The organism is Actinosynnema sp. NPDC023587 (assembly GCF_040640215.1).
Lineage (GTDB): Bacteria > Actinomycetota > Actinomycetes > Mycobacteriales > Pseudonocardiaceae > Actinosynnema.
In genome coordinates this window covers 240,283-259,787 of the sequence record NZ_JBFABG010000004.1, presented here as the reverse complement: position 1 = coordinate 259,787, position 19,505 = coordinate 240,283, and the positions used below count along the sequence as shown (strand labels likewise).

Sequence of the window (19,505 nt, the reverse complement as noted above, 5' to 3'; positions counted from 1 at the left end):
AATCAAGGAGGAAGTGCGTGACCGGGGTTCCCCAGCAGGTCGGACCGTGCGTGGTGGTCGCCGGAGGCGGCACCGCCGGGCACATCGAGCCCGCCCTGGCCCTGGCCGACGCCGTCATGCGGCTGCGGCCCGACGCGCGCGTGGTCGCGCTCGGCACCGAACGCGGGTTGGAGAGCAAGCTCGTGCCCGCTCGCGGCTACCCGCTGGAGCTGATCCCGCCGGTGCCGATGCCCCGCAAGCCGTCGCCCGACCTGCTCAAGCTCCCGCTGCGGGTGCGCGAGTCGGTCAAGCGCACCCGCGAGGTCTTCGAGCGGGTCGGCGCGGACGTCGTGGTCGGGTTCGGCGGCTACGTGGCGCTGCCCGCCTACCTCGCCGCGCGCGGCCGGCTGCCGATCGTGGTGCACGAGGCCAACGCCAAGGCCGGCCTGGCGAACAAGGTCGGCGCGAAGTTCGCCGAGCGGATCGCCGCCGCCGTGCCCGACTCGGGGCTGAACAACGCCGAGATCATCGGCATCCCGCTGCGGCACTCCATCACCTCGCTGGACCGCGCCGCGCTGCGCGCCCAGGCCCGCGCCCACTTCGGGCTCGACCCGAACGCGCCCACGCTGCTGGTGTTCGGCGGCTCGCAGGGCGCGCGCTCGATCAACAACGCCGTGTCCGGTGCGGCGGCGGCGTTCGCGCAGGCCGGTATCGGCGTGCTGCACGCCCACGGCCCGAAGAACTCGGTCGCGGTGCAGGCGGTCCGGCCGCCTTACGTGCCGGTGCCGTACCTGGAGCGGATGGACCTCGCCTACGCCGCCGCCGACGCCGTGCTCTGCCGGTCCGGCGCGATGACCGTGGCCGAGGTGTCCGCCGTGGGGCTGCCGGCGGTGTTCGTGCCGCTGCCGATCGGCAACGGCGAGCAGTCCCTCAACGCCGGCCCCGTGGTGCGGGCGGGCGGCGGCATCCTGGTGCCCGACGAGCAGCTCACCCCGCAGTGGATCGCCGAGAACGTGGTGCCGCTGGTGGCCGACCGGGCGCGGCTCGCCGCGATGTCCGCCGCCACCCTGGGCACCGGCCGCCGCGAGGCCGACGAGGTGCTGGCCCGGATCGTGCTGGAGGTGATCGGGAAGTGACGACCTCACCGCCGCAGCCGGCCCCGGCCGGTCCGCACCGCGAGGACGCGGACGAGATCCCGGAGCCGCTGAACCCGGCACCGCCGAACCCCGTGCCCGACGACGAGGCCGGCGTGCTCGACCGGGTGCACCTGGTCGGCATCGGCGGCGCGGGCATGAGCGGCATCGCCCGAATCCTGCTGGCGCGCGGCGCGCAGGTGTCCGGCTCGGACGCCAAGGACTCGCGCACCGTGCTGGCCCTGCGCGCGCAGGGCGCGGCCATCGCGGTCGGCCACCACGGCTCCCACCTCGACCAGCTCATCGGCGGGCCCACGGCGGTCGTGGTGTCCACCGCGATCCGCGAGGACAACCCGGAGCTGGTCGCGGCCCGCGAGCGCGACGTCGTCGTGCTGCGGCGGGCCGAGGCGCTGGCCGCGCTGATGCTCGACCACCGGGTGGCCTGCGTCGCCGGCACGCACGGCAAGACCTCCACCACCTCGATGCTGACCGTGGTCCTCCAGCACTGCCGGATGGACCCCTCCTTCGCGATCGGCGGCGACCTCAACGAGTCCGGCGCGAACGCCCACCAGGGCGCGGGCGGCGTGTTCGTGGCCGAGGCCGACGAGAGCGACGGGTCGTTCCTGTACTTCGCGCCGTCCGTGGCGGTGGTGACCAACGTCGAGGCCGACCACCTCGACCACCACGGCACCGTCGAGGCGTACGTGGCCGTGTTCGACTCGTTCCTGGAGCGGATCGACCCCGACGGCGTGCTGGTCGTCTGCGTGGACGACCCGGGCGCGGCGGCGCTGGCCGGGCGCGCGGCGGCGCGGGGCCTGCGGGTCCGGCCCTACGGCCGCACCGCCACCGGTCCCGGCGCGGCGAAGCTGGTCGACTACCGGGCCGAGGACGGCGGCGGCCTGGCCGTGGTCGAGGTCGACGGGCAGACCCTGGACGTGCGGGTGTCGGTGCCCGGCGAGCACATGGCCGACAACGCGATCGCCGCCCTGGTCGCCGCGCTGGAGCTGGGTGCCGGTCTGGAGTGCGTGCTGGAGGGCCTGGCCGCGTTCGGCGGGGTGCGCCGGCGGTTCGAGTTCAAGGGCCGCTCCGGCGGCGTGCGGGTCTACGACGACTACGCCCACCACCCGACCGAGGTCGCCGCGCAGCTCACCGCCGCGCGGCCGGTCGCCGGGGAGGGCAAGCTCCTCGTCGTGTTCCAGCCCCACCTGTACTCGCGGACCAGGCTGTTCGCCGACGAGTTCGGCACCGCCCTCGCGCTCGCGGACCAGGTCGTGGTGCTGGACGTGTACGGCGCGCGGGAGGACCCCGAGCCGGGCGTCACCGGCGCGCTGGTCGCCGGCAAGGTGCCGCTGGACCCGGCGCGGGTGCACTACGAGCCGTCGTTCGACCGGGTGCCGGCGCTGGTCGCCGGGCTGGTCGGCGAGGGTGACGTGGTGGTGACCATGGGTGCCGGCGACGTGACGATGCTCGGTCCGGAGATCGTCGGGGAGCTGCACCGGCCATGAGCACCCAGACGGCCCGCCGCCGCCCCGCCACCGCGCAGCGGCGGCGGCCGTCCCGGCGTGGACCTGCCCGCAGCGTCGTGGTCCGCCGCCGGGTGGTGGCGGTCCTGATCCTGGTGGCGGTGACCGCCGTGGTGGTCGCGGTGTGGTTCACGCCGGTGCTGGGCGTGCGGCAGGTGGAGGTGCTGGGCACCACCGAGCTGACCGCCGACCAGGTCCGCGAGGCCGCCGCGATCGAGGAGGGCACGCCGTTGGCGCGCCTGGAGGTCGACGCGGTGGTCGAGCGGGTGCGCGGGCTGTCCCGGGTCGCGGGCGTGCGGGTCGAACGGGAGCTGCCCGGCACCGTGCGGCTGACCGTCGACGAGCGCACGCCGGTCGCGGTCCTGAAGCTGCCCGACGGCGCGCACCTGGTCGACGCCACCGGCAAGGACTACGCCACGCTGGCGCAGCCGCCGATCGGCCTGCCCGAGGTCGAGGCGGGTGCCGCGGGTCTGCCGGCCGCCGTCGCCGTGCTGACCGGGCTGCCCGCCGAGCTGCTGCGGGAGGTGCAACTGGTCACCGCGACGACCGGGGCGGACGTGAAGCTGGCCCTGACCGCCGGCCGGGAGATCCGGTGGGGCTCGCCCGCCGACACGCCCCGCAAAGCGGCCGTCGTGCAGGTGCTGATGACCCGGGACGGGACCGTGTTCGACGTGTCCAGCCCGGAGCTGCCGACCGTCTCCGAGGGGTGATGCTCGCCACCCCGGGTGCGCCGGCCCGGCCGCCCGGGGCGGAAAATCGGGTTCGGTCCGCCGGGTCCGGCGGTGATACTGCGCGCCATGACTGTGACGAAGATCGTGATCGAGCCGGCGGACCGCGTCGACCTGCCGTTCACCGGCGACGAGCGCGCGTTGCTCGGCGGTTTCCTGGACTACCTGCGCGGCACGGTCGAGCTCAAGGTGGCCGGACTGTCCGATGAGGACGCCGCCCGCGCGGTGCTCCCATCAGCCCTGACCACGGCCGCCGGCGTGGTCAAACACCTGCGCTGGGTGGAGAACCACTGGTTCCGGGTGGCGCTGCTCGGAGAGCCCGACGAAGCCCCCTACAGCCGGGAGGACCCCGACGCGGACTGGCGGGTCGAGCCGGGCGAGACGATCGCCGGTCTGGTGGGCGACTACGCTGCGCAGTGCGCGGTGAGCCGGGAGGTGCTCGCGGGGCTCGACCTCGACCACGAGGTCGCGTTCCGGGGGGACAAGCGGCTTTCGGCGCGCTGGGTGCTGATCCACCTGATCGAGGAAACGGGTCGGCACGCGGGGCACCTGGACGTGGTGCGCGAACTGCTCGACGGGGTGACCGGCGAGTAGAGCTCGCTCACCCGGTCAGGACACAACACGGCGTGGCTGCTGGACCGACGCATTCCCGGTGCATAACGTCTTCCAAGAACATACGGGGTTGACATAACTCTTGACCCCTGGTCGAGGGTTTCAATCCGGGTGGAGTTCCGTCCGGGTGTGACACCGGTGGTCATCCACTCCAGCACATGAGCACGGACACGATCAGGAAGGCGGATCCGATGACGCCCCCGCACAACTACCTCGCGGTGATAAAGGTCGTCGGCATCGGCGGCGGCGGTGTCAACGCCGTGAACCGGATGATCGAGGTCGGGCTCAAGGGCGTCGAGTTCATCGCGGTGAACACCGACGCGCAGGCGCTGTTGATGTCCGACGCCGACGTCAAGCTCGACATCGGTCGTGAACTGACCCGCGGCCTCGGCGCGGGCGCGAACCCCGAGGTGGGCCACAAGGCCGCCGAGGACCACCGCGAAGAGATCGAGGAAGTCCTCAAGGGCGCGGACATGGTCTTCGTGACCGCCGGCGAGGGTGGCGGCACGGGCACCGGCGGCGCGCCGGTGGTGGCCTCCATCGCCCGCAAGCTCGGCGCGCTCACCATCGGCGTCGTGACCCGGCCGTTCTCGTTCGAGGGCAAGCGCCGGGCCAAGCAGGCCGAAGAGGGCATCCAGGCCCTGCGCAACGAGTGCGACACGCTCATCGTCATCCCGAACGACCGGCTGCTTCAGCTCGGCGACATCGGCGTCAGCCTGATGGACGCGTTCCGCTCCGCGGACGAGGTGCTGCTGTCCGGTGTCCAGGGCATAACCGATCTCATCACCACCCCCGGTCTGATCAACCTGGACTTCGCCGACGTGAAGTCGGTCATGTCCGGGGCGGGCTCGGCGCTGATGGGCATCGGCTCGGCGCGCGGCGAGGGCAGAGCGGTCCAGGCCGCCCAGAAGGCGATCAACTCGCCACTGCTGGAGGCCTCCATGGAGGGCGCGCACGGCGTGCTGCTCTCCATCGCGGGCGGCTCCGACCTGGGGCTGTTCGAGATCAACGAGTCCGCGTCGCTGGTCCAGGAGGCCGCGCACCCGGACGCCAACATCATCTTCGGCACGGTGATCGACGACTCGCTCGGCGACGAGGTCCGGGTGACGGTGATCGCGGCCGGCTTCGACAGCGGCGGACCCACGCACAAGAAGCTGGAGCCCCAGGCGCTGGCCGGGGTGCAGCGCGCCGGGGCGGTGGCACCCGGTGACGCCGGCCTGGTGCAGCGCCCGCAGCAACCGGTCCAGCCCGTCCAGGCGGTCCAGCAGGTGCACCAGCCCACGCAGTTCAGCGGGCAGGTGGAGCAGCCGGTCCAGCACCAGCCGGTCCAGCACCAGCAGCAAGCGGTCCAGCAGCAGCACCAGCAGCACCAGCAGCAGCCGGTCGAGCAGCGGCCCAGCGTGCCGCAGCAGCCGAACCAGGCCAACGGCACGTCCTCGCAGCAGACCTACCAGCCGCCGCAGCCGCCCACCTCCCACCGGCCGCTCGCGCAGAGCGGCACGCTGCCCAGCCGGGCGGTGCCGGTGACCGACGACCCGGACGACGAGGTGGACGTGCCGCCGTTCATGCGGCGCTGACCACCGGGTGCCGGTGATCGGGCCTGACGACCGGGCACTGACGACCGGATACTGATCCATCGCACGTCACAGGGGGGACCCGCCGAGTTGTCGGCGGGTCCCCCCTGTGCGCATGGCAGGCTGTGCCCGTGCGCATCCGTCGTGTCGTGACCACCCGCCAGGGCGGGGTTTCCCGAGCCCCGTACGAGTCCTTCAACCTCGGCGACCACGTCGGGGACGACCCGGCGGCGGTCACCGCGAACCGCCGCCGGCTCGCCGAGGGGCTCGGTCTCGCCCCGGACCGGCTGGTCTGGCTGGAGCAGGTGCACGGCCGCACGGTGCAGGTCGTGGACGGCCCGCAGGCCGAGCCGCTGGAGGCCACCGACGCGGTCGTCACCGCGACCGGGAACCTCGCCCTGGTCGTGCTGACCGCCGACTGCGTGCCGGTGCTGCTCGGCGACCCCGAGGCGGGCGTCATCGCCGCTGTGCACGCGGGGCGGGTCGGCGCGCGGGTCGGCGTGGTGCCGGCGGCGCTGGAGGCCATGCGGTCGCTGGGCGCGGAACCCGCGCGGGTGGAGGTGCTGCTGGGGCCGGCGGTCTGCGGGCAGTGCTACGAGGTGCCCGCCGCCATGCGCGACGACGTGGAGAAGCACCTGCCGGGCAGCGCGGCGAAGAGCCGGGCCGGCCGGCCCGCGCTCGACCTGCGGGCCGGGATCTGGCAGCAGCTCGCCGACGCCGGCGTCGGCCGGATCGGGGTCGACCCGCGCTGCACGGTCGAGGAGAAGGACCTGTTCAGCCACCGCCGCGATCCCGGCACGGGCCGGCTCGCCGGGGCGATCTGGATCGACGCGTGAACCGGCGGGACGAGCTGGCCGCGAACCTGGCGGACGTGCGGGCGCGGATCGACCGGGCGTGCGCGGCGGCGGGGCGGGACCCCGCCGGGGTGGCCCTGCTCGCGGTGACCAAGACCTTCCCGGCCTCGGACGTGGCGCTGCTGGCCGACCTGGGGCTGACCGCGTTCGCGGAGAACCGGGACCAGGAGGCCGGCGCGAAGACCGCCGAGCTCGCCGAGCTGCGGCCCGGCGCGGCGGTCCGCTGGCACATGGTCGGCCGCCTCCAGCGGAACAAGGCCAGGTCCGTCGTCGAGTGGGCGGACCAGGTCGACACGGTCGACTCCGGGCGGCTGGCCGACGCGCTGGCCAAGGCGGCGGGCGCGCGCGGCGGCCCGCTGGACGTGTTGATCCAGGTCAGCATCGACGGAGACCCGGCCCGGGGTGGCTGCCCGCTGCCCGAGCTCCCGCAACTGGCCGACCATGTCGCCCAAAAGAGTGAACTTTCGCTGCGAGGTGTGATGACTGTCGCACCCCTCGAAATGTCTCCAGCGCAGGCGTTTGACGCTCTACAAGGTGCGGTAACCCGCTTGCGTGACGATCATCCCGTTGCCCACGTGATCTCGGCGGGGATGTCCGGTGACCTGGAAGATGCGATCGCGTGCGGATCGACGTGCGTGCGTGTCGGAACAGCGTTGCTGGGCAGCCGGAGGCTAGCCTCGCCGTAACTGTCTGGAACTTCTGGGACGACCGCGACGTCCTTGCGGGTAGGGAGATCGGCGGAGAGAGGGCTCGACCATGAGCGGGTTGCACAAGCTGAAGGCCTATTTCGGGATGGTTCCCGCCGAGTACGCCGACGACCCCGAGTACGACACCGACCGTCCGGGGCGCTACGACTACCGGTCGGAGTACGCCGAGTCCGAGGACTACGACTCCTACCCCGAACAGCGCAACGGCCGCCGCCCGGCGGCTGCCCGCTACCGCACCGAGCTGGACGAGGCCGAGGAGTTCGAGCCCGACGCCCGCCCCCGCACGTCCCGGAGGTCGTGGAACGCCGAGCCCACCCACGGAGCGCTGGCCGTGGAGCCGACCCGCGAGCCGGTCGCCCGGCCCCGCCCGGCCCCCGAGCCCGCCCGCAACCAGCTCGGCCGCATCACCACGCTCAACCCGCGCAGCTACAACGAGGCGCGGACCATCGGCGAGCACTACCGCGACGGCACCCCGGTGATCATGAACCTCACCGACATGGACGACGCGGACGCCAAGCGCCTGGTGGACTTCGCGGCCGGTCTGGCCTTCGCGCTGCGCGGCTCGATCGACAAGGTCACCAACAAGGTGTTCCTCCTCTCACCCCCGAACATCGACGTCACGGCGGAAGATCGCCGGCGACTCGCTGAGGGCGGGTTCCTCAACCACGGGTGAGTGATGGCACAGTTGGGGGTGTGTTCGCACTCGCGCTGGTCCTCTACTACGTGCTGTTCGCGTTCTGGCTGCTGCTCACGGCACGTGTCGTGGTGGAGCTGGTCAGGTCTTTTGCCAGGGAGTGGCGCCCGGCGGGCGGCGTCGCGGTGGCCCTGGAGACTGTCTACACGGTGACCGATCCCCCCGTCCGTCTGCTCCGCAGGTTGATCCCCACCGTGCGGATCGGGGGCATCGGACTGGACTTGTCCATTATTGTGCTGTTGCTGGTCGTTATCATTCTGATGCGAGTAGCCGATCCCAGGTGAGGGGACCAGGGATGTCCACAGCCCAGGAGTGCGTGAGGTGATCTGATGCCGTTGACCCCCGCGGACGTGCACAACGTCGCGTTCAGCAAGCCGCCGATTGGCAAGCGGGGCTACAACGAGGACGAGGTGGACGCGTTCCTCGACCTGGTTGAGGGCGAGCTCGCTCGCCTGATCGAGGAGAACAACGACCTGCGCCAGCAGGTCGAGCAGCTCGACCAGCAGGTCGAGACCGCGCGTGCCGACCTCGAAGACGCCCGTACCAAGGTCGCCGCGGGCGTCGGCCCCAGCCGGGTCGTCGACGAGCCCCGCAGGCTCGCGCCGGTGCCACCTCCCTCGGCCCTGGAGCAGACTTCACCCGGCGGTGGTGGTGACCACCACGTGCAGGCCGCCAAGGTGCTCGGTCTGGCCCAGGAGATGGCGGACCGGCTCACCGGCGAGGCCAAGGCCGAGGCCGACGGGATGCTCTCGGAGGCCCGGACGAAGTCCGAGCAGCTCCTCTCCGAAGCCCGAGCCAAGTCCGACACGATGGTCAACGAGGCGCGCACGCGTGCCGAGACCATGCTGAACGACGCGCGAACCCGCGCCGAGACGCTGGAGCGGCAGGCCCGTGAGAAGGCCAGTGCGCTCGACCGCGACGCTCAGCGCAAGCACGCCGAGGTGATGGGCAACATCACCCAGGAGAAGAACACCCTGGAGAAGCAGATCGACAAGCTCCAGACGTTCGAGCGCGAGTACCGGACCCGGCTCAAGACCATGCTGGAATCCTCGCTGCGCGACCTCCAGGACCGCGGCCCGGCCGCACCGTCCGACGGTCGTCAGCAGGGCTACTCGTTCGGCGCGCGCGCCGAGGCGGGCTGACCGGTCGTCTTGATCTAGTCCGCGCGCGTGCTCCACGTCGTTCTGCTGTTGGTGCTGGCGGCCCTGGGGCTGCTCGTGCCCGCGCTGGCCACGGACCAGACGTACTGGGCGTGGTCGTCCGTGGGCACGAGCGCGGCAGCGGCCCTGGTCCTGATCTGGGACTGGACGCTGCGTCGCGGGTCGGGAACCGCCCCGGCCGCCGGCACCACCGCGGAACAGGATGATCACCAGGCTAGCGCTGATGATCATCCTGTCCGCGGGCAGGGCGGTGACCACACCTCCGGTTCACCCGATCAAGTGATCGAGCCGGACGAGGAGGACACGGACGCCGCCGACCTGCTGACCGTCGTGGACCTGGCGGACGAGATCCGGGTCCTGGACGAACGACCCCGCTACCACCTGGCCGCGTGCGCGTGGCTGGCCGGGCGGGCGTCGCTGGGTCTGCCGATCTCCGAAGCGCGGCAGTTGGGCTTCACCCCGTGCGCGGTGTGCGAGCCGGACTCCACCGTCGCCGCGAAGAAACGCGCCTCCTAGCCCCGCAGGTGCACCCGCGCCCGCAGCGCCGGCCCGTCCGGCGAACCGCAGCGCTGGTCGACCGTCACGTCGATCGGCACCTCACCGGCCGCCGCCGGCTCGATCGCGGTGTGGCCGCGCTCGCGACAGGTGGCGCGAGTTCTCACCGATCACGAGCTCCTGGTCGGGCGGGAGCCAGCGCCCTTGGGCCGATGCGACCGGTGCGCACCCTTGGTAGCGCCAGAGCCAACGCGAGCACCGGCCTGGTGGCGGGTCCGGGGACGTGCGTCCGAACCGGGTTGCGCTCCCGGCTACGCTGGAGGGACACGGCGTTGATCCGGCCATCACCGGGGAGCTTCCGGAAGAACGGGCGCGAGCCTCAGTAGAACCGGACGGGTGCGGCCCGTCACAGCCGTCGACGAGAGGCCGTCGCGGAGTTCGCGTCGGCAAGCGGGGTGGTACCGCGGTGCGCCGGAACCAAGGCGTGTCGTCCCCGCGTGCCGGATGACGCAGCACGCGAGGAGCAGCACGATGGCCTACCCGAAGGCAGGCGAGGGCTCGGTGCCCTCCCAGCCGTCTTTTCCCGCCCTGGAACAGGACGTTCTCGACTTCTGGAAGTCCGACCGGACGTTCCAGGGCTCGATCGACGCCCGGCCGGCGGGGGACCGGGGTGCCAACGAGTTCGTCTTCTACGACGGCCCGCCGTTCGCCAACGGCCTCCCGCACTACGGGCACCTGCTGACCGGGTACGTCAAGGACGTCGTGCCGCGCTACCAGACCATGCGCGGCAAGCACGTCGAGCGCCGGTTCGGCTGGGACACGCACGGCCTGCCCGCCGAGGTGGAGGCGGAGAAGCAGCTCGGGTTCTCGTCGAAGTCCGAGATCGAGGCGTTCGGGATCGAGAAGTTCAACGAGGCGTGCCGCGCCTCGGTGCTCCAGTACGCCGACCAGTGGCGCGACTACGTCACCCGCCAGGCGCGCTGGGTCGACTTCGACAACGACTACAAGACCCTCGACCTGGACTACATGGAAAGCGTCATGTGGGCCTTCAAGTCCCTGTGGGACAAGGGCCTGGTCTACGAGGGCTTCCGGGTGCTCTGGTACTGCTGGCGCTGCGAGACGCCGCTGTCCAACACCGAGACCAAGATGGACGACACCTACCGCGACCGGCAGGACCCGGCGGTCACCGTGGGCCTGCGGCTGGAGTCCGGCGAGCTCGCCCTGGTGTGGACGACCACGCCGTGGACGCTGCCGTCGAACCTGGCCGCCGCGGTGCACCCGGACGTCGACTACGTGGTGGTCGAGGCGAACGGCGAGCGCTACCTGCTCGCCGAGGCGCGCGTGCCCGCCTACGCCCGCGAGCTGGGCGAGGAGCCGCCGGTGGTGGCCCGGTACACCGGGGCCGAGCTGGTCGGCCGCCGCTACGCGCCGCCGTTCGACTTCTTCGTCGGCCGGGAGAACGCGCACCAGGTGCTCGCGGCGGACTACGTCACCACCGAGGACGGCACGGGCATCGTGCACATCGCCCCCGCCTTCGGTGAGGAGGACAAGCTCGTCACGGACGCCGCCGGCATCGAGGTGGTCGTGCCGGTCGACCCGCACGGCCGGTTCACCGCCGAGGTCCCGCCGTACGAGGGGCAGCACGTCTTCGACGCGAACAAGCCGATCATCCGCGACCTCAAGGACGCGGGCCTGCTGCTGCGCCACGAGACCTACGACCACCCGTACCCGCACTGCTGGCGCTGCGACAACCCGCTGATCCAGCGGGCCGTGTCGTCGTGGTTCGTCGCGGTGAGCAAGTTCAAGGACCGGATGGTCGAGCTCAACCAGCAGATCAACTGGGTGCCCGAGCACATCAAAGACGGCCAGTTCGGCAAGTGGCTGGAGAACGCGCGGGACTGGAACATCTCCCGCAACCGGTTCTGGGGCTCGCCGATCCCGGTGTGGGTGTCCGACGACCCCGAATACCCGCGAGTGGACGTGTACGGCTCGCTGGACGAGCTGGCGCGCGACTTCGGCGCGCGCCCGACCGACCTGCACCGGCCGCACGTCGACCAGCTCACCCGGCCCAACCCGGACGACCCGACCGGGCGGTCGACCATGCGCCGGGTGCCCGAGGTGCTCGACTGCTGGTTCGAGTCGGGCTCGATGTCCTTCGCCCAGGTGCACTACCCGTTCGAGAACGCGGACTGGTTCGACGACCACTACCCGGGCGACTTCATCGTCGAGTACAACGGCCAGACCCGAGGCTGGTTCTACACCATGCACGTGCTGGCCACGGCGCTGTTCGACCGGCCGGCGTTCGAGAACTGCGTGGCGCACGGCATCGTGCTGGGCGACGACGGCCAGAAGATGTCCAAGTCCCGCAAGAACTACCCGGACGTCAACGAGGTGTTCGACCGCGACGGCTCGGACGCCATGCGGTGGTTCCTGATGGCCTCGCCCATCCTGCGCGGCGGCGACCTGGTGGTCACCGAGCGGGGCATCCGGGACGCCGTGCGCCAGGCCGTGCTGCCGCTGTGGAACTCGTGGTACTTCCTCGCGCTGTACGCCAACGCCGAGGGCGTCGAGGGCACCTGGCGGACCGGTTCGCCGCACGTGCTGGACCGGTACGCGCTGGCCAAGACGCACGACCTGGTCGCGGACGTGACGGCGCGGCTGGACGGCTACGACATCTCGGGGGCGTGCGCGTCCATCCGGGAGTTCCTGGAGGTGCTGACGAACTGGTACGTCCGCCGGTCCCGCGACCGGTTCTGGGCGGGCGACCAGGACGCCGTCGACACGCTGCACACCGTGCTGGAGGTGGTGAGCCGGGTGGCCGCGCCGCTGCTGCCGCTGACCACCGAGGTGGTGTGGCGCGGGCTGACCGGCGGGCGCTCGGTGCACCTGGCCGACTACCCGTGCGCGGCGGACCTGCCGGCCGACCCCGGGCTGGTGGCCGCGATGGACCAGGTGCGGCAGGTGGCGTCCACGGCGCTGTCGCTGCGCAAGGCCAACCGGCTGCGCGTGCGGCTGCCGCTGGCCAGGCTGGTGATCGCGGCGCGCGACGCCGAGCGGCTGACGGCGTTCCGCGAGATCCTGCGGGACGAGGTGAACGTGAAGGAGGTCGAGCTGACCTCCGACGTGGACGCGCACGGGCACTTCCAGCTCGCGGTGAACGCGCGGGCGGCCGGGCCGCGCCTCGGGCCGGAGGTGCAGAAGGTGATCAAGGCGGTGAAGGCGGGCGACTGGTCCGAGGTCGACGGCAAGGTCGTCGCGGCGGGCGTCGAGCTGCTGCCGGAGGAGTACGAGCAGCGTCTGGTGGCCACCGACCAGGGGGCCACGGCGGCGCTGCCGGCCAACAGCGGGCTGGTCGTGCTGGACACCGCCGTGACACCGGAGCTCGCGGCCGAGGGCATCGCGCGGGACCTGGTGCGCGTGGTGCAGCAGGCGCGCAAGGACGCCGACCTGGACGTGTCGGACCGGGTCGCGCTGGTCGTGCACCTGCCCGGCGGTGAGGTGGCGGACGCGGTCCGGCGGTTCGAGGCGTTCGTCGCGGCCGAGGTGCTGGCCGACTCGGTGACCTACGGCGAGGTGGCCGGGGGCGCGTCGGGTTCGGTCGGCGACGGGGTCGAGGTGGCGGTGGCGGTCACGCGGGTCTGACCGGTGTCCGGGAGGGGCTCGGCCTGACCCGGCCGGGCCCCTCCCGGCGTCCGGGCACCCGGTGCCGGCCGGGTCAGGCCGCGCGGAGCGCGAGGGCGATCGTCAGCAGCACCCCCACGTGGTCCGCCAGGTGGGGTGGCGGCGGGTCGAGCACGTCCACCAGGTGGTCGAGCCGGGTGGTCAGGTCGTCGGGCATGGTCAAGCACCTCCCTCGCGCTCCAGCAGGGTGCGCAGGGCCGCCAGGCAGCGCCCCCGGGTCGGGCCGATGCTGCCGCGCGGCATGGACAGGGCCTCGGCCACCGCGCGGTACTCGGCGCGGCCGGCCAGGACGGTCAGCCGGAGCAGTTCCTGGCAGCGCCTGGGCAGCTCGGCGTACGCCGACCACAGCCGCCGGTCGCGGTCGTCGCGCAGGGCCTCGGTCTCGGGCAGCCAGCGGGTGTCGGCGACGTCGACCGCCGAGTCCGTCGAGAGCGCGGCCCGGCCGTTCGCCTCGCGCCACGCGCGCCGGGCCTCGCGCCGGGTGGTGACGATCAGCCAGCCCGCCAGGGCGCGCGGCTCGGCGATCCGGTCCAGGTGGCGCAGCAGGTTCAGCCACACCGTCTGCACCACGTCCTCGGCCACGCCCTGGTCCAGCCCGTTGCCCCGCGCCACGTGCCACACCAGCGGGGTCAGCTCGACGACCAGCGCGTTCAGCGCGGCGCGGTCGCCGTCGCGCGCGGCGTGCAGCAGGGCCGCGTGGCGTTCCGGCGCGGTCGGCTCCGGCGTCCCCTGCGCGATGATCGCGGCCACGCCCAGGTCGTCGGACGCCGGGTCGTCGGGGATCGCCTCGGTCAGCTCGTCGCGCAGCTCCTCCAGCAGCGGGTCGAGCCGCCCGTCCGAGGTGGACAGGACGGGACGGGAGTCGCGGCGCGCGTCGTCGTCCGTCATGTGGTCCCCTTCCCGCGCCGGGAGCCCCGCACCCGCCGCTCGGAGTTGCCGACCTCCGCGCTGATCCTGGCCCGCGCTTCGGACACGTACCTCCGGACGGAGTCCCGCCCGCATCCCAGCACGTCGGCGATCTCGTCGTCGTCGAAGTCCCAGAACCGCAGCACCAGGGCGGTGCGGAGCTGGTCGGGCAGGCGCGCGATGGCGGCGAGCGTGCTGTTGAGCTCGTGCCACGCCTCGGCCTCGCGGTGCCGCTGCACGAGGATGCGGGACCGGGCCACCACCTCGTCGGTCACCTCGCTGGGCCGTTCCCGCCGGCGGGACTGGTCGACCAGCAGGTTGCGGATCGTCTTGACCAGCCACGCCCGGCGCGCGTCCGGGTTGATCGACGGCCAGTGCCGCCAGGCGCTGACGAACGCCTCCTGCACCGCCGACTCGTGGTCGAGGTGCGGGGACATGACGGCGGCGAACCGGAAGAGCCGGGTGCGCTCCCGGTGGTAGAAGTCGCCGAAGGTGGCCGCGTGGGCATCGGGGGTTCCCGGTGTCACGAACCCTCCCTCTGGTCGGCGTCCGGTACCCGGAAGACGGACGGCGGGGCGGGTTGTGGAGGCCGGAGGTTCAGCCCAGTCGACGCGCCGCTGCCCGCAGCACCCGGACCCACCACGACCACCGCGCCGGCTCGGTGGCCTGACCTGCGGCGATGCTCATGTTGTCGAACAAGTCCTCGATCAGGGCGTCGTGCAGCCACCGCACGGCCACCGGCCACCCGAGCGACATCCACCCGTTCGGGCGACCGGTGAGGGTGTGCCGGACGCCACCCGGGACCGCCTCGAACACGTGCGTGCCGACCAGGCCCAGGCCGGGGGAGAACGTGAACACCACCCGCTCGCCGGGTTCGTGAGCGGTGCACCGGTAGCGCACGAACCCGTGCCCGCCGTCCGCGCCGACGCCCAGCGGCCGGTCCAGGACGAGGGGCGGCCACCGCCGTGGCCACAGCTCCACCACGCGGTCCACCCACCCGTCGCCGGGCAGGCCGCGCTGGTGCACGTTCTTGATCATGAATCCTCCATACGGTCCCGTATGGACCTCACCATACGGTAGCGTACGGATTTGTGAGGGCACGCCGGACCAAAGACGACTGGACCGCGGTGGCGCTGGCCGCGCTGGCCGAGGGCGGGGTGGCGGCCGTGGCCGTGGAACCGCTCGCGGCCAGGCTCGGCGCGACGAAGGGCAGCGCCTACTGGCACTTCCCGAACCGCGAAGCCCTGCTCAGGGCCACCCTCGAACGGTGGGAGCGGGAGCACACCGAGGCGGTGATCGACCTCGTGGAGGCCGAGGCCGCCCCGCGCGACCGGCTGCGCCGGCTGTTCGGGTTCGTGCTGGAGGACGCCCGGTCCAGCGCGGTCGAACTGGCCCTGCTCGCGGCCAAGGACGACCCGGCGGTCGCGCCCGTGCTGCTCCGGGTCACCGACCGGCGGGTCGACTACCTGGTCGAGCTGTTCGAGGCCATCGGGTTCCCGGCCGACGACGCGCGCCACCGGGCCGTCCTCGCCTACTCGGTCTACCTCGGCCAGGCGCAGTTGATGACCGCCGCGCCGCACGTCGTGCGGGCCCGCCGAGCGCTGCTGGAGCACACGCTGGCGGCGGTGACCGCCCGTGCCTGACCCGTTCCGGCTGGGCGTCCGGGTCAAGCCGGGCGCGAGGCGCGACGTTGTGGGCGGCCGGTGGGACGGCGCGAACCTGGTGGTCGCCGTCGCCGCGCCCGCCGTGGAGGGCAAGGCGAACGACGCCGTGCGCCGTGCGCTGGCCGAGGCGTTCGGCGTGCGGCGGCAGGACGTGCGGATCGTGCGCGGGGAGCGCGGCCGGGACAAGCTCGTCGAACTCGACCCCGCCCCGGTCGACGCCCGCGAGCGCTTGGAGCGGCTCCTCGGCGGGTGACGCGGCCTCGCGCGGGTGGGCGCGCGTCCCGTGGTCCGAACGGCCGCCCGCACAGGTCGTTCCGGTGGACAGGACGTCCGCTGTGGACGGTGGATTCACGGATCTCCCGCCGGGGGCGCGGGGTCTCGTCCACCGTGGACCCGGTCTCGTCCCGTTGACGGGGCACCGCGCCCGATCGGATCATCTTCCCCGGTGCTCCGGCCCCGCGCACCGGCGTGCCGGGCGGGGTCCCGTCCGGAGTGGTGGCGGTGTGGTGATTGCCGGATTAGTCCAAATCGGCGTCAGCAGGGGAGAATGACCACCACCGGGTGAACAACTGGAGGTCGAGTGGGTGGTGTGACGGCCTTCCTCGGCGTCGGTGCCGCGGTTTTGCTGATCTCCGTCATCGCGGTGCGGGTGTCGATCAAGCTCGGTCTGCCCTCGCTCCTGCTGTACCTGGGCATCGGTGTGCTGCTCGGCGAGGCCGTGCTGGGAATCCAGTTCGAGGACGCCGACCTGACGCGCTCGCTGGGCACCGTGGCGCTGGTGCTGATCCTCACCGAGGGCGGGTTGACGACCCGCTGGACGGCGGTGAAACCCGCGCTGGGGCTGGGCATCGCACTGTCCACAGTGTCCGTCGCGGTCAGCGTCGGCTTGACCGGCGTCGGCCTGCACTACCTGCTGGGCCTGGACTGGCGCACCGCCCTGCTGTGGGGTGCGGTGCTGTCCTCCACGGACGCGGCGGCGGTGTTCAGCGTGCTGCGCGGCGTGGGGGTCGGCAAACGGCTGATCGGTGCGCTGGAACTGGAGTCCGGGCTCAACGACGCCCCGGTCTACATCGCCGTGGTGCTGCTCGCCTCGCCCGACCCGGTGACCTGGGCCGCGCCCGCCCTGATGGCCTACGAGCTCCTCGCGGGCGGCGCGATCGGCGTGGCGATGGGCTGGCTGGGCGGGTTCGCGCTTCGGCGTGCCGCACTCCCGTCGACCGGTCTCTACCCGCTGGCCACGGTCGCCGTGTGCCTGCTCGCCTACACCGTCGGCGACCTGGCCCACGCGTCCGGGTTCCTCGCGGTCTACACGGCGGCGCTCGTGCTGGGCAACGCCCGCCTGCCGCACCGGGCCGACACGCTGTCGTTCGCCGAGGGCCTGGGCTGGCTCGCCCAGATCGGGCTGTTCGTGCTGCTGGGCCTGTACGCCTCACCCGGCCGGCTGCTCGAATCCCTGATCCCCGCGCTGGTCGCGGGCGGGGTGCTGGTCCTGCTGGCCCGGCCGGTGTCGGTGCTGTGCGCGGCGCTGCCGTTCAAGGTGCCCTGGCGCGAACAGGTGTTCATCTCGTGGTCCGGGCTGCGCGGCGCGGTCCCGATCGTGTTCGCCCTGATCCCGCTGATCCAGGGGTTCGAGGGCGCGCAGCAGCTCGTCGACGTGGTGTTCGTGCTGGTCATCCTGCTGACCCTGGTGCAGGGCTCCTCGCTGCCGTGGATGGCCAAGTGGCTCGGCCTGGTGAAGTCCGGCGAGGCCGAGGAGGTGCAGGTCGACTCGTCGGTGCTGGACGAGCTGGGCGCGGAGCTGCTCCAGGTGCGCATCCAGACCGGCTCCAAGCTGCACGGCGTCTACCTCAGCGAGCTCCGGCTCCCGCCGGGCGCGACGGTGAGCCTGGTGGTGCGCGGCGACGACGGGTTCACCCCGCAGTCCACGACCCGCCTCCAGGTGCACGACCAGATGCTCGTGGTCTGCACGGACGCCGCCCGCACCGCGACCGAGCGCCGCATCCGCGCCGTCGACCGCGCCGGCCGCTTCGCCCGCTGGAAGGGCGATTCGGGCCTGCCGTGACCCCGCGCCGCCCGGGGTGGCCGTCCCCCGGCCACCCCGGGCGGCGCGGCCGGCGGGCGGGTGGTCCGCGGTGTGATCCCGATCGCGGTCAGGGGGTCCGGCCCGCCCCGGCGACCGTTGCCGTGATCGTCGCGGTGACCTGCGGGAGGCCGGTCGGTCCTGGTCGTTCCCGCACGGCGGGCGGTCGTGTTGGACGACCTCCCATGATGTGAACCGGCCTCGACTCGACGCCGGGTCGTGGGCTAACTTCGGTCACGAGGTCATGAGTGCCAGCGCGAAGCTCGGGCTAGCTGGCCGGCAACCCTCCTACCGCGGTGGGGTGCCCCCGATGAGGACCTGGCCTGGCGCGCAGGGCGTCGGGCAAGCGCGGGCCTCCCATGCCACGGAGTCCGCCGGACCCGTCGGAGGTTGTCATGACCGTCGCAGTTCCCGGAGCCATCGCCGCCCTGCCCCGCGTCGTCGGTGCCGCGTTGCGCGTGCCGCTGGTGACCGGTGAGCGGGTGGAGTACGCCAACCTCGACCACGCGGCCAGCGCGCCCTGCCTGGAGCAGGTCCGCGACGCCGTCGACGAGCTGCTGCCCTGGTACGCCAGCGTGCACCGGGGCGCGGGGTTCGCCTCCCAGGTGTCCACCCGCGTCTACGAGCAGGCCCGCGACTCGGTCCGCCGGTTCCTCGGCGCGCGCCCCCAGGACACGGTGGTGTTCACCCGCAACACCACCGACTCGCTGAACCTGCTGGCCCGCAGCCTGCCCCGGCACACGTCCGTGGTGCTGTTCGACACCGAGCACCACGCCGCGCTGCTGCCGTGGCGCGGCCCGAACGTGCGCCGGCTGACCACCCCGGCGACGCCCGCCGAGGCCGTGCTGGAGCTGGACCGCGCGCTGCGCGCCACCCCCGAGGGCCCCCGGCTGGTCGTGGTGACCGGCGCGTCCAACGTCACCGGCGAGCTGTGGCCGGTGGCCGAGCTCGCCGCGGTGGCCCGCCGGCACGGCGCGCGCGTCGCGCTGGACGCCGCGCAGCTCGCCCCGCACCGCCCGGTGGACCTGCGCGCGCTCGACGTGGACTACGCGGTGCTGTCCGGCCACAAGGTCTACGCCCCGTTCGGCACCGGTGTGCTGGTCGGCCGGGCCGACTGGCTCCAGGCCGCCGATCCCTACCTGGTCGGCGGCGGCGCGACCACGCGGGTCACCGACCACGGGGACCGGCTGGGCGTGGCCTGGTCGGCGGTGCCGGAGCGGCACGAGGCCGGCTCGCCGAACGTGGTGGGCGTGCACGCCCTCGCGGTGGCCTGCGACGTGCTGGGCCGGCACTGGGAGCAGACCACCGCGCACGAGCAGGAGCTCCTGGCGCGGTTGCGCGCCGGCCTGGCGACCGTGCCCGGCGTGCACGAGCTGTCCCTGTTCGGGCCCGGCCAGGACCGGGTGGGCGTGGTGAGCTTCGTGGTGGCCGGGCAGGACGTCGGCTTCCTGGCCGCCGCGCTGTCCGCCGAGCACGGCATCGGCGTGCGCGACGGCGCGTTCTGCGCGCACATCGCCGTGCACCGGCTGACCGACGGCAAGCGGGCGCTGCGCGCGTCGCTGGGCCTGGGCAGCACCGCCGAGCACGTGGACCGGTTCGTCGCGGCGCTGCGGTCCCTCGTGGTCGAGGGCTCGCGGTGGCCGTACCGGATCGTCGACGGCCGGTGGGTGCCGGAGAACGACGAGCGGGCGCTCCCGCCGTTCCTGCGCTGAGGG

The 19,505-nt window shown here is 73.0% G+C and carries 21 protein-coding genes and 1 riboswitch; of the genes, 16 read left to right on the top strand and 5 right to left on the bottom strand.

The window, feature by feature from the left end; all coding sequences use genetic code 11:
• Positions 1-17 precede the first annotated feature (17 nt).
• The 11 genes from murG to AB0G01_RS13435 all read left to right on the top strand — a co-directional run bounded on the left by murG (position 18) and on the right by AB0G01_RS13435 (position 9,480).
• Positions 18-1,115 (top strand): undecaprenyldiphospho-muramoylpentapeptide beta-N-acetylglucosaminyltransferase, encoded by a 1,098-nt coding sequence (murG, locus tag AB0G01_RS13485; protein WP_360944008.1) that lies wholly within the window; start codon positions 18-20, stop codon positions 1,113-1,115.
• A 68-nt stretch (positions 1,116-1,183) separates the two neighbouring features.
• Entirely contained in the window at positions 1,184-2,617 is a 1,434-nt protein-coding gene (gene murC / locus AB0G01_RS13480; RefSeq protein WP_360945226.1) for a UDP-N-acetylmuramate--L-alanine ligase, read from the top strand.
• Positions 2,614-3,345 carry an FtsQ-type POTRA domain-containing protein gene (locus tag AB0G01_RS13475; RefSeq protein ID WP_360944005.1) on the top strand — a complete coding sequence of 244 codons (732 nt, stop codon included), beginning with the start codon at positions 2,614-2,616 and terminating at the stop codon, positions 3,343-3,345. The genes murC and AB0G01_RS13475 overlap by 4 nt, the downstream gene beginning before the upstream one ends.
• 87 nt (positions 3,346-3,432) lie before the next feature.
• Positions 3,433-3,957: a DinB family protein gene (locus tag AB0G01_RS13470; protein WP_360944002.1), complete on the top strand. Its 525-nt coding sequence runs from the start codon at positions 3,433-3,435 to the stop codon at positions 3,955-3,957.
• A gap of 209 nt (positions 3,958-4,166) precedes the next feature.
• Positions 4,167-5,552, top strand: coding sequence for a cell division protein FtsZ (gene ftsZ / locus AB0G01_RS13465; RefSeq protein WP_360945223.1), 1,386 nt, complete (start codon positions 4,167-4,169; stop codon positions 5,550-5,552).
• Positions 5,553-5,680: 128 nt separating this feature from the next.
• A complete protein-coding gene (gene pgeF / locus AB0G01_RS13460) occupies positions 5,681-6,385 on the top strand; it encodes a peptidoglycan editing factor PgeF (protein ID WP_360943999.1) in 705 nt (234 codons plus the stop codon).
• Positions 6,382-7,089, top strand: coding sequence for a YggS family pyridoxal phosphate-dependent enzyme (locus AB0G01_RS13455; protein ID WP_360943996.1), 708 nt, complete (start codon positions 6,382-6,384; stop codon positions 7,087-7,089). The genes pgeF and AB0G01_RS13455 overlap by 4 nt, the downstream gene beginning before the upstream one ends.
• A gap of 70 nt (positions 7,090-7,159) precedes the next feature.
• Positions 7,160-7,783, top strand: coding sequence for a cell division protein SepF (locus tag AB0G01_RS13450; RefSeq protein ID WP_360943993.1), 624 nt, complete (start codon positions 7,160-7,162; stop codon positions 7,781-7,783).
• Positions 7,784-7,803: 20 nt separating this feature from the next.
• Positions 7,804-8,088 (top strand): YggT family protein, encoded by a 285-nt coding sequence (locus tag AB0G01_RS13445; RefSeq protein ID WP_360736905.1) that lies wholly within the window; start codon positions 7,804-7,806, stop codon positions 8,086-8,088.
• Positions 8,089-8,133: 45 nt separating this feature from the next.
• Complete coding sequence (locus AB0G01_RS13440; RefSeq protein ID WP_360943990.1) at positions 8,134-8,946, top strand: DivIVA domain-containing protein; 813 nt, start codon at positions 8,134-8,136, stop codon at positions 8,944-8,946.
• Between the two features lie 27 nt (positions 8,947-8,973).
• Positions 8,974-9,480, top strand: a complete 507-nt coding sequence (locus AB0G01_RS13435; protein WP_360943987.1) for a hypothetical protein — start codon at positions 8,974-8,976, stop codon at positions 9,478-9,480.
• On the opposite strand, the gene AB0G01_RS13430 is transcribed toward AB0G01_RS13435, so the two are convergent.
• Complete coding sequence (locus AB0G01_RS13430; protein ID WP_360943984.1) at positions 9,477-9,626, bottom strand: hypothetical protein; 150 nt, start codon at positions 9,624-9,626, stop codon at positions 9,477-9,479. The two genes, AB0G01_RS13435 and AB0G01_RS13430, sit on opposite strands and share 4 nt — an antisense overlap.
• A gap of 364 nt (positions 9,627-9,990) precedes the next feature.
• Between AB0G01_RS13430 and ileS the strand changes: the two genes are divergently transcribed.
• Positions 9,991-13,101: an isoleucine--tRNA ligase gene (gene ileS / locus AB0G01_RS13425; RefSeq protein WP_360943981.1), complete on the top strand. Its 3,111-nt coding sequence runs from the start codon at positions 9,991-9,993 to the stop codon at positions 13,099-13,101.
• A 73-nt stretch (positions 13,102-13,174) separates the two neighbouring features.
• On the opposite strand, the gene AB0G01_RS13420 is transcribed toward ileS, so the two are convergent.
• The 4 genes from AB0G01_RS13420 to AB0G01_RS13405 all read right to left on the bottom strand — a co-directional run bounded on the left by AB0G01_RS13420 (position 13,175) and on the right by AB0G01_RS13405 (position 15,084).
• Positions 13,175-13,297: a hypothetical protein gene (locus tag AB0G01_RS13420; protein ID WP_360943978.1), complete on the bottom strand. Its 123-nt coding sequence runs from the start codon at positions 13,295-13,297 to the stop codon at positions 13,175-13,177.
• Between the two features lie 2 nt (positions 13,298-13,299).
• Positions 13,300-14,028 carry a sigma-70 family RNA polymerase sigma factor gene (locus AB0G01_RS13415; protein ID WP_360943975.1) on the bottom strand — a complete coding sequence of 243 codons (729 nt, stop codon included), beginning with the start codon at positions 14,026-14,028 and terminating at the stop codon, positions 13,300-13,302.
• Positions 14,025-14,573 (bottom strand): sigma-70 family RNA polymerase sigma factor, encoded by a 549-nt coding sequence (locus tag AB0G01_RS13410; RefSeq protein WP_360943972.1) that lies wholly within the window; start codon positions 14,571-14,573, stop codon positions 14,025-14,027. Before AB0G01_RS13410 ends, AB0G01_RS13415 begins: the two co-directional genes overlap by 4 nt.
• A 70-nt stretch (positions 14,574-14,643) precedes the next feature.
• Complete coding sequence (locus AB0G01_RS13405) at positions 14,644-15,084, bottom strand: SRPBCC family protein (protein WP_360943969.1); 441 nt, start codon at positions 15,082-15,084, stop codon at positions 14,644-14,646.
• A gap of 53 nt (positions 15,085-15,137) precedes the next feature.
• Between AB0G01_RS13405 and AB0G01_RS13400 the strand changes: the two genes are divergently transcribed.
• From AB0G01_RS13400 to AB0G01_RS13385, 4 genes are all read left to right on the top strand, one after another.
• Positions 15,138-15,689, top strand: coding sequence for a helix-turn-helix domain-containing protein (locus AB0G01_RS13400; RefSeq protein ID WP_360943966.1), 552 nt, complete (start codon positions 15,138-15,140; stop codon positions 15,687-15,689).
• Entirely contained in the window at positions 15,682-15,963 is a 282-nt protein-coding gene (locus tag AB0G01_RS13395; RefSeq protein ID WP_360943963.1) for a DUF167 domain-containing protein, read from the top strand. Before AB0G01_RS13400 ends, AB0G01_RS13395 begins: the two co-directional genes overlap by 8 nt.
• A 336-nt stretch (positions 15,964-16,299) precedes the next feature.
• Positions 16,300-17,772, top strand: coding sequence for a potassium/proton antiporter (locus AB0G01_RS13390; RefSeq protein WP_360943960.1), 1,473 nt, complete (start codon positions 16,300-16,302; stop codon positions 17,770-17,772).
• A 258-nt stretch (positions 17,773-18,030) separates the two neighbouring features.
• Positions 18,031-18,145, top strand: a riboswitch (SAM riboswitch).
• Positions 18,146-18,185: 40 nt separating this feature from the next.
• Positions 18,186-19,502 carry an aminotransferase class V-fold PLP-dependent enzyme gene (locus tag AB0G01_RS13385; RefSeq protein WP_360943957.1) on the top strand — a complete coding sequence of 439 codons (1,317 nt, stop codon included), beginning with the start codon at positions 18,186-18,188 and terminating at the stop codon, positions 19,500-19,502.
• The last annotated feature ends 3 nt before the right edge of the window (positions 19,503-19,505 follow it).

Coding starts and splice junctions, on each gene's coding strand:
- AB0G01_RS13385 (WP_360943957.1), top strand. CDS start 18,186: ATGACCGTCGCAGTTCCCGGAGCCATCGCCGCCCTGCCCCGCGTCGTC.
- AB0G01_RS13405 (WP_360943969.1), bottom strand. CDS start 15,084: ATGATCAAGAACGTGCACCAGCGCGGCCTGCCCGGCGACGGGTGGGTG.
- ileS (WP_360943981.1), top strand. CDS start 9,991: ATGGCCTACCCGAAGGCAGGCGAGGGCTCGGTGCCCTCCCAGCCGTCT.
- AB0G01_RS13440 (WP_360943990.1), top strand. CDS start 8,134: ATGCCGTTGACCCCCGCGGACGTGCACAACGTCGCGTTCAGCAAGCCG.
- ftsZ (WP_360945223.1), top strand. CDS start 4,167: ATGACGCCCCCGCACAACTACCTCGCGGTGATAAAGGTCGTCGGCATC.
- AB0G01_RS13420 (WP_360943978.1), bottom strand. CDS start 13,297: ATGCCCGACGACCTGACCACCCGGCTCGACCACCTGGTGGACGTGCTC.
- AB0G01_RS13470 (WP_360944002.1), top strand. CDS start 3,433: ATGACTGTGACGAAGATCGTGATCGAGCCGGCGGACCGCGTCGACCTG.
- AB0G01_RS13475 (WP_360944005.1), top strand. CDS start 2,614: ATGAGCACCCAGACGGCCCGCCGCCGCCCCGCCACCGCGCAGCGGCGG.
- AB0G01_RS13450 (WP_360943993.1), top strand. CDS start 7,160: ATGAGCGGGTTGCACAAGCTGAAGGCCTATTTCGGGATGGTTCCCGCC.
- AB0G01_RS13415 (WP_360943975.1), bottom strand. CDS start 14,028: ATGACGGACGACGACGCGCGCCGCGACTCCCGTCCCGTCCTGTCCACC.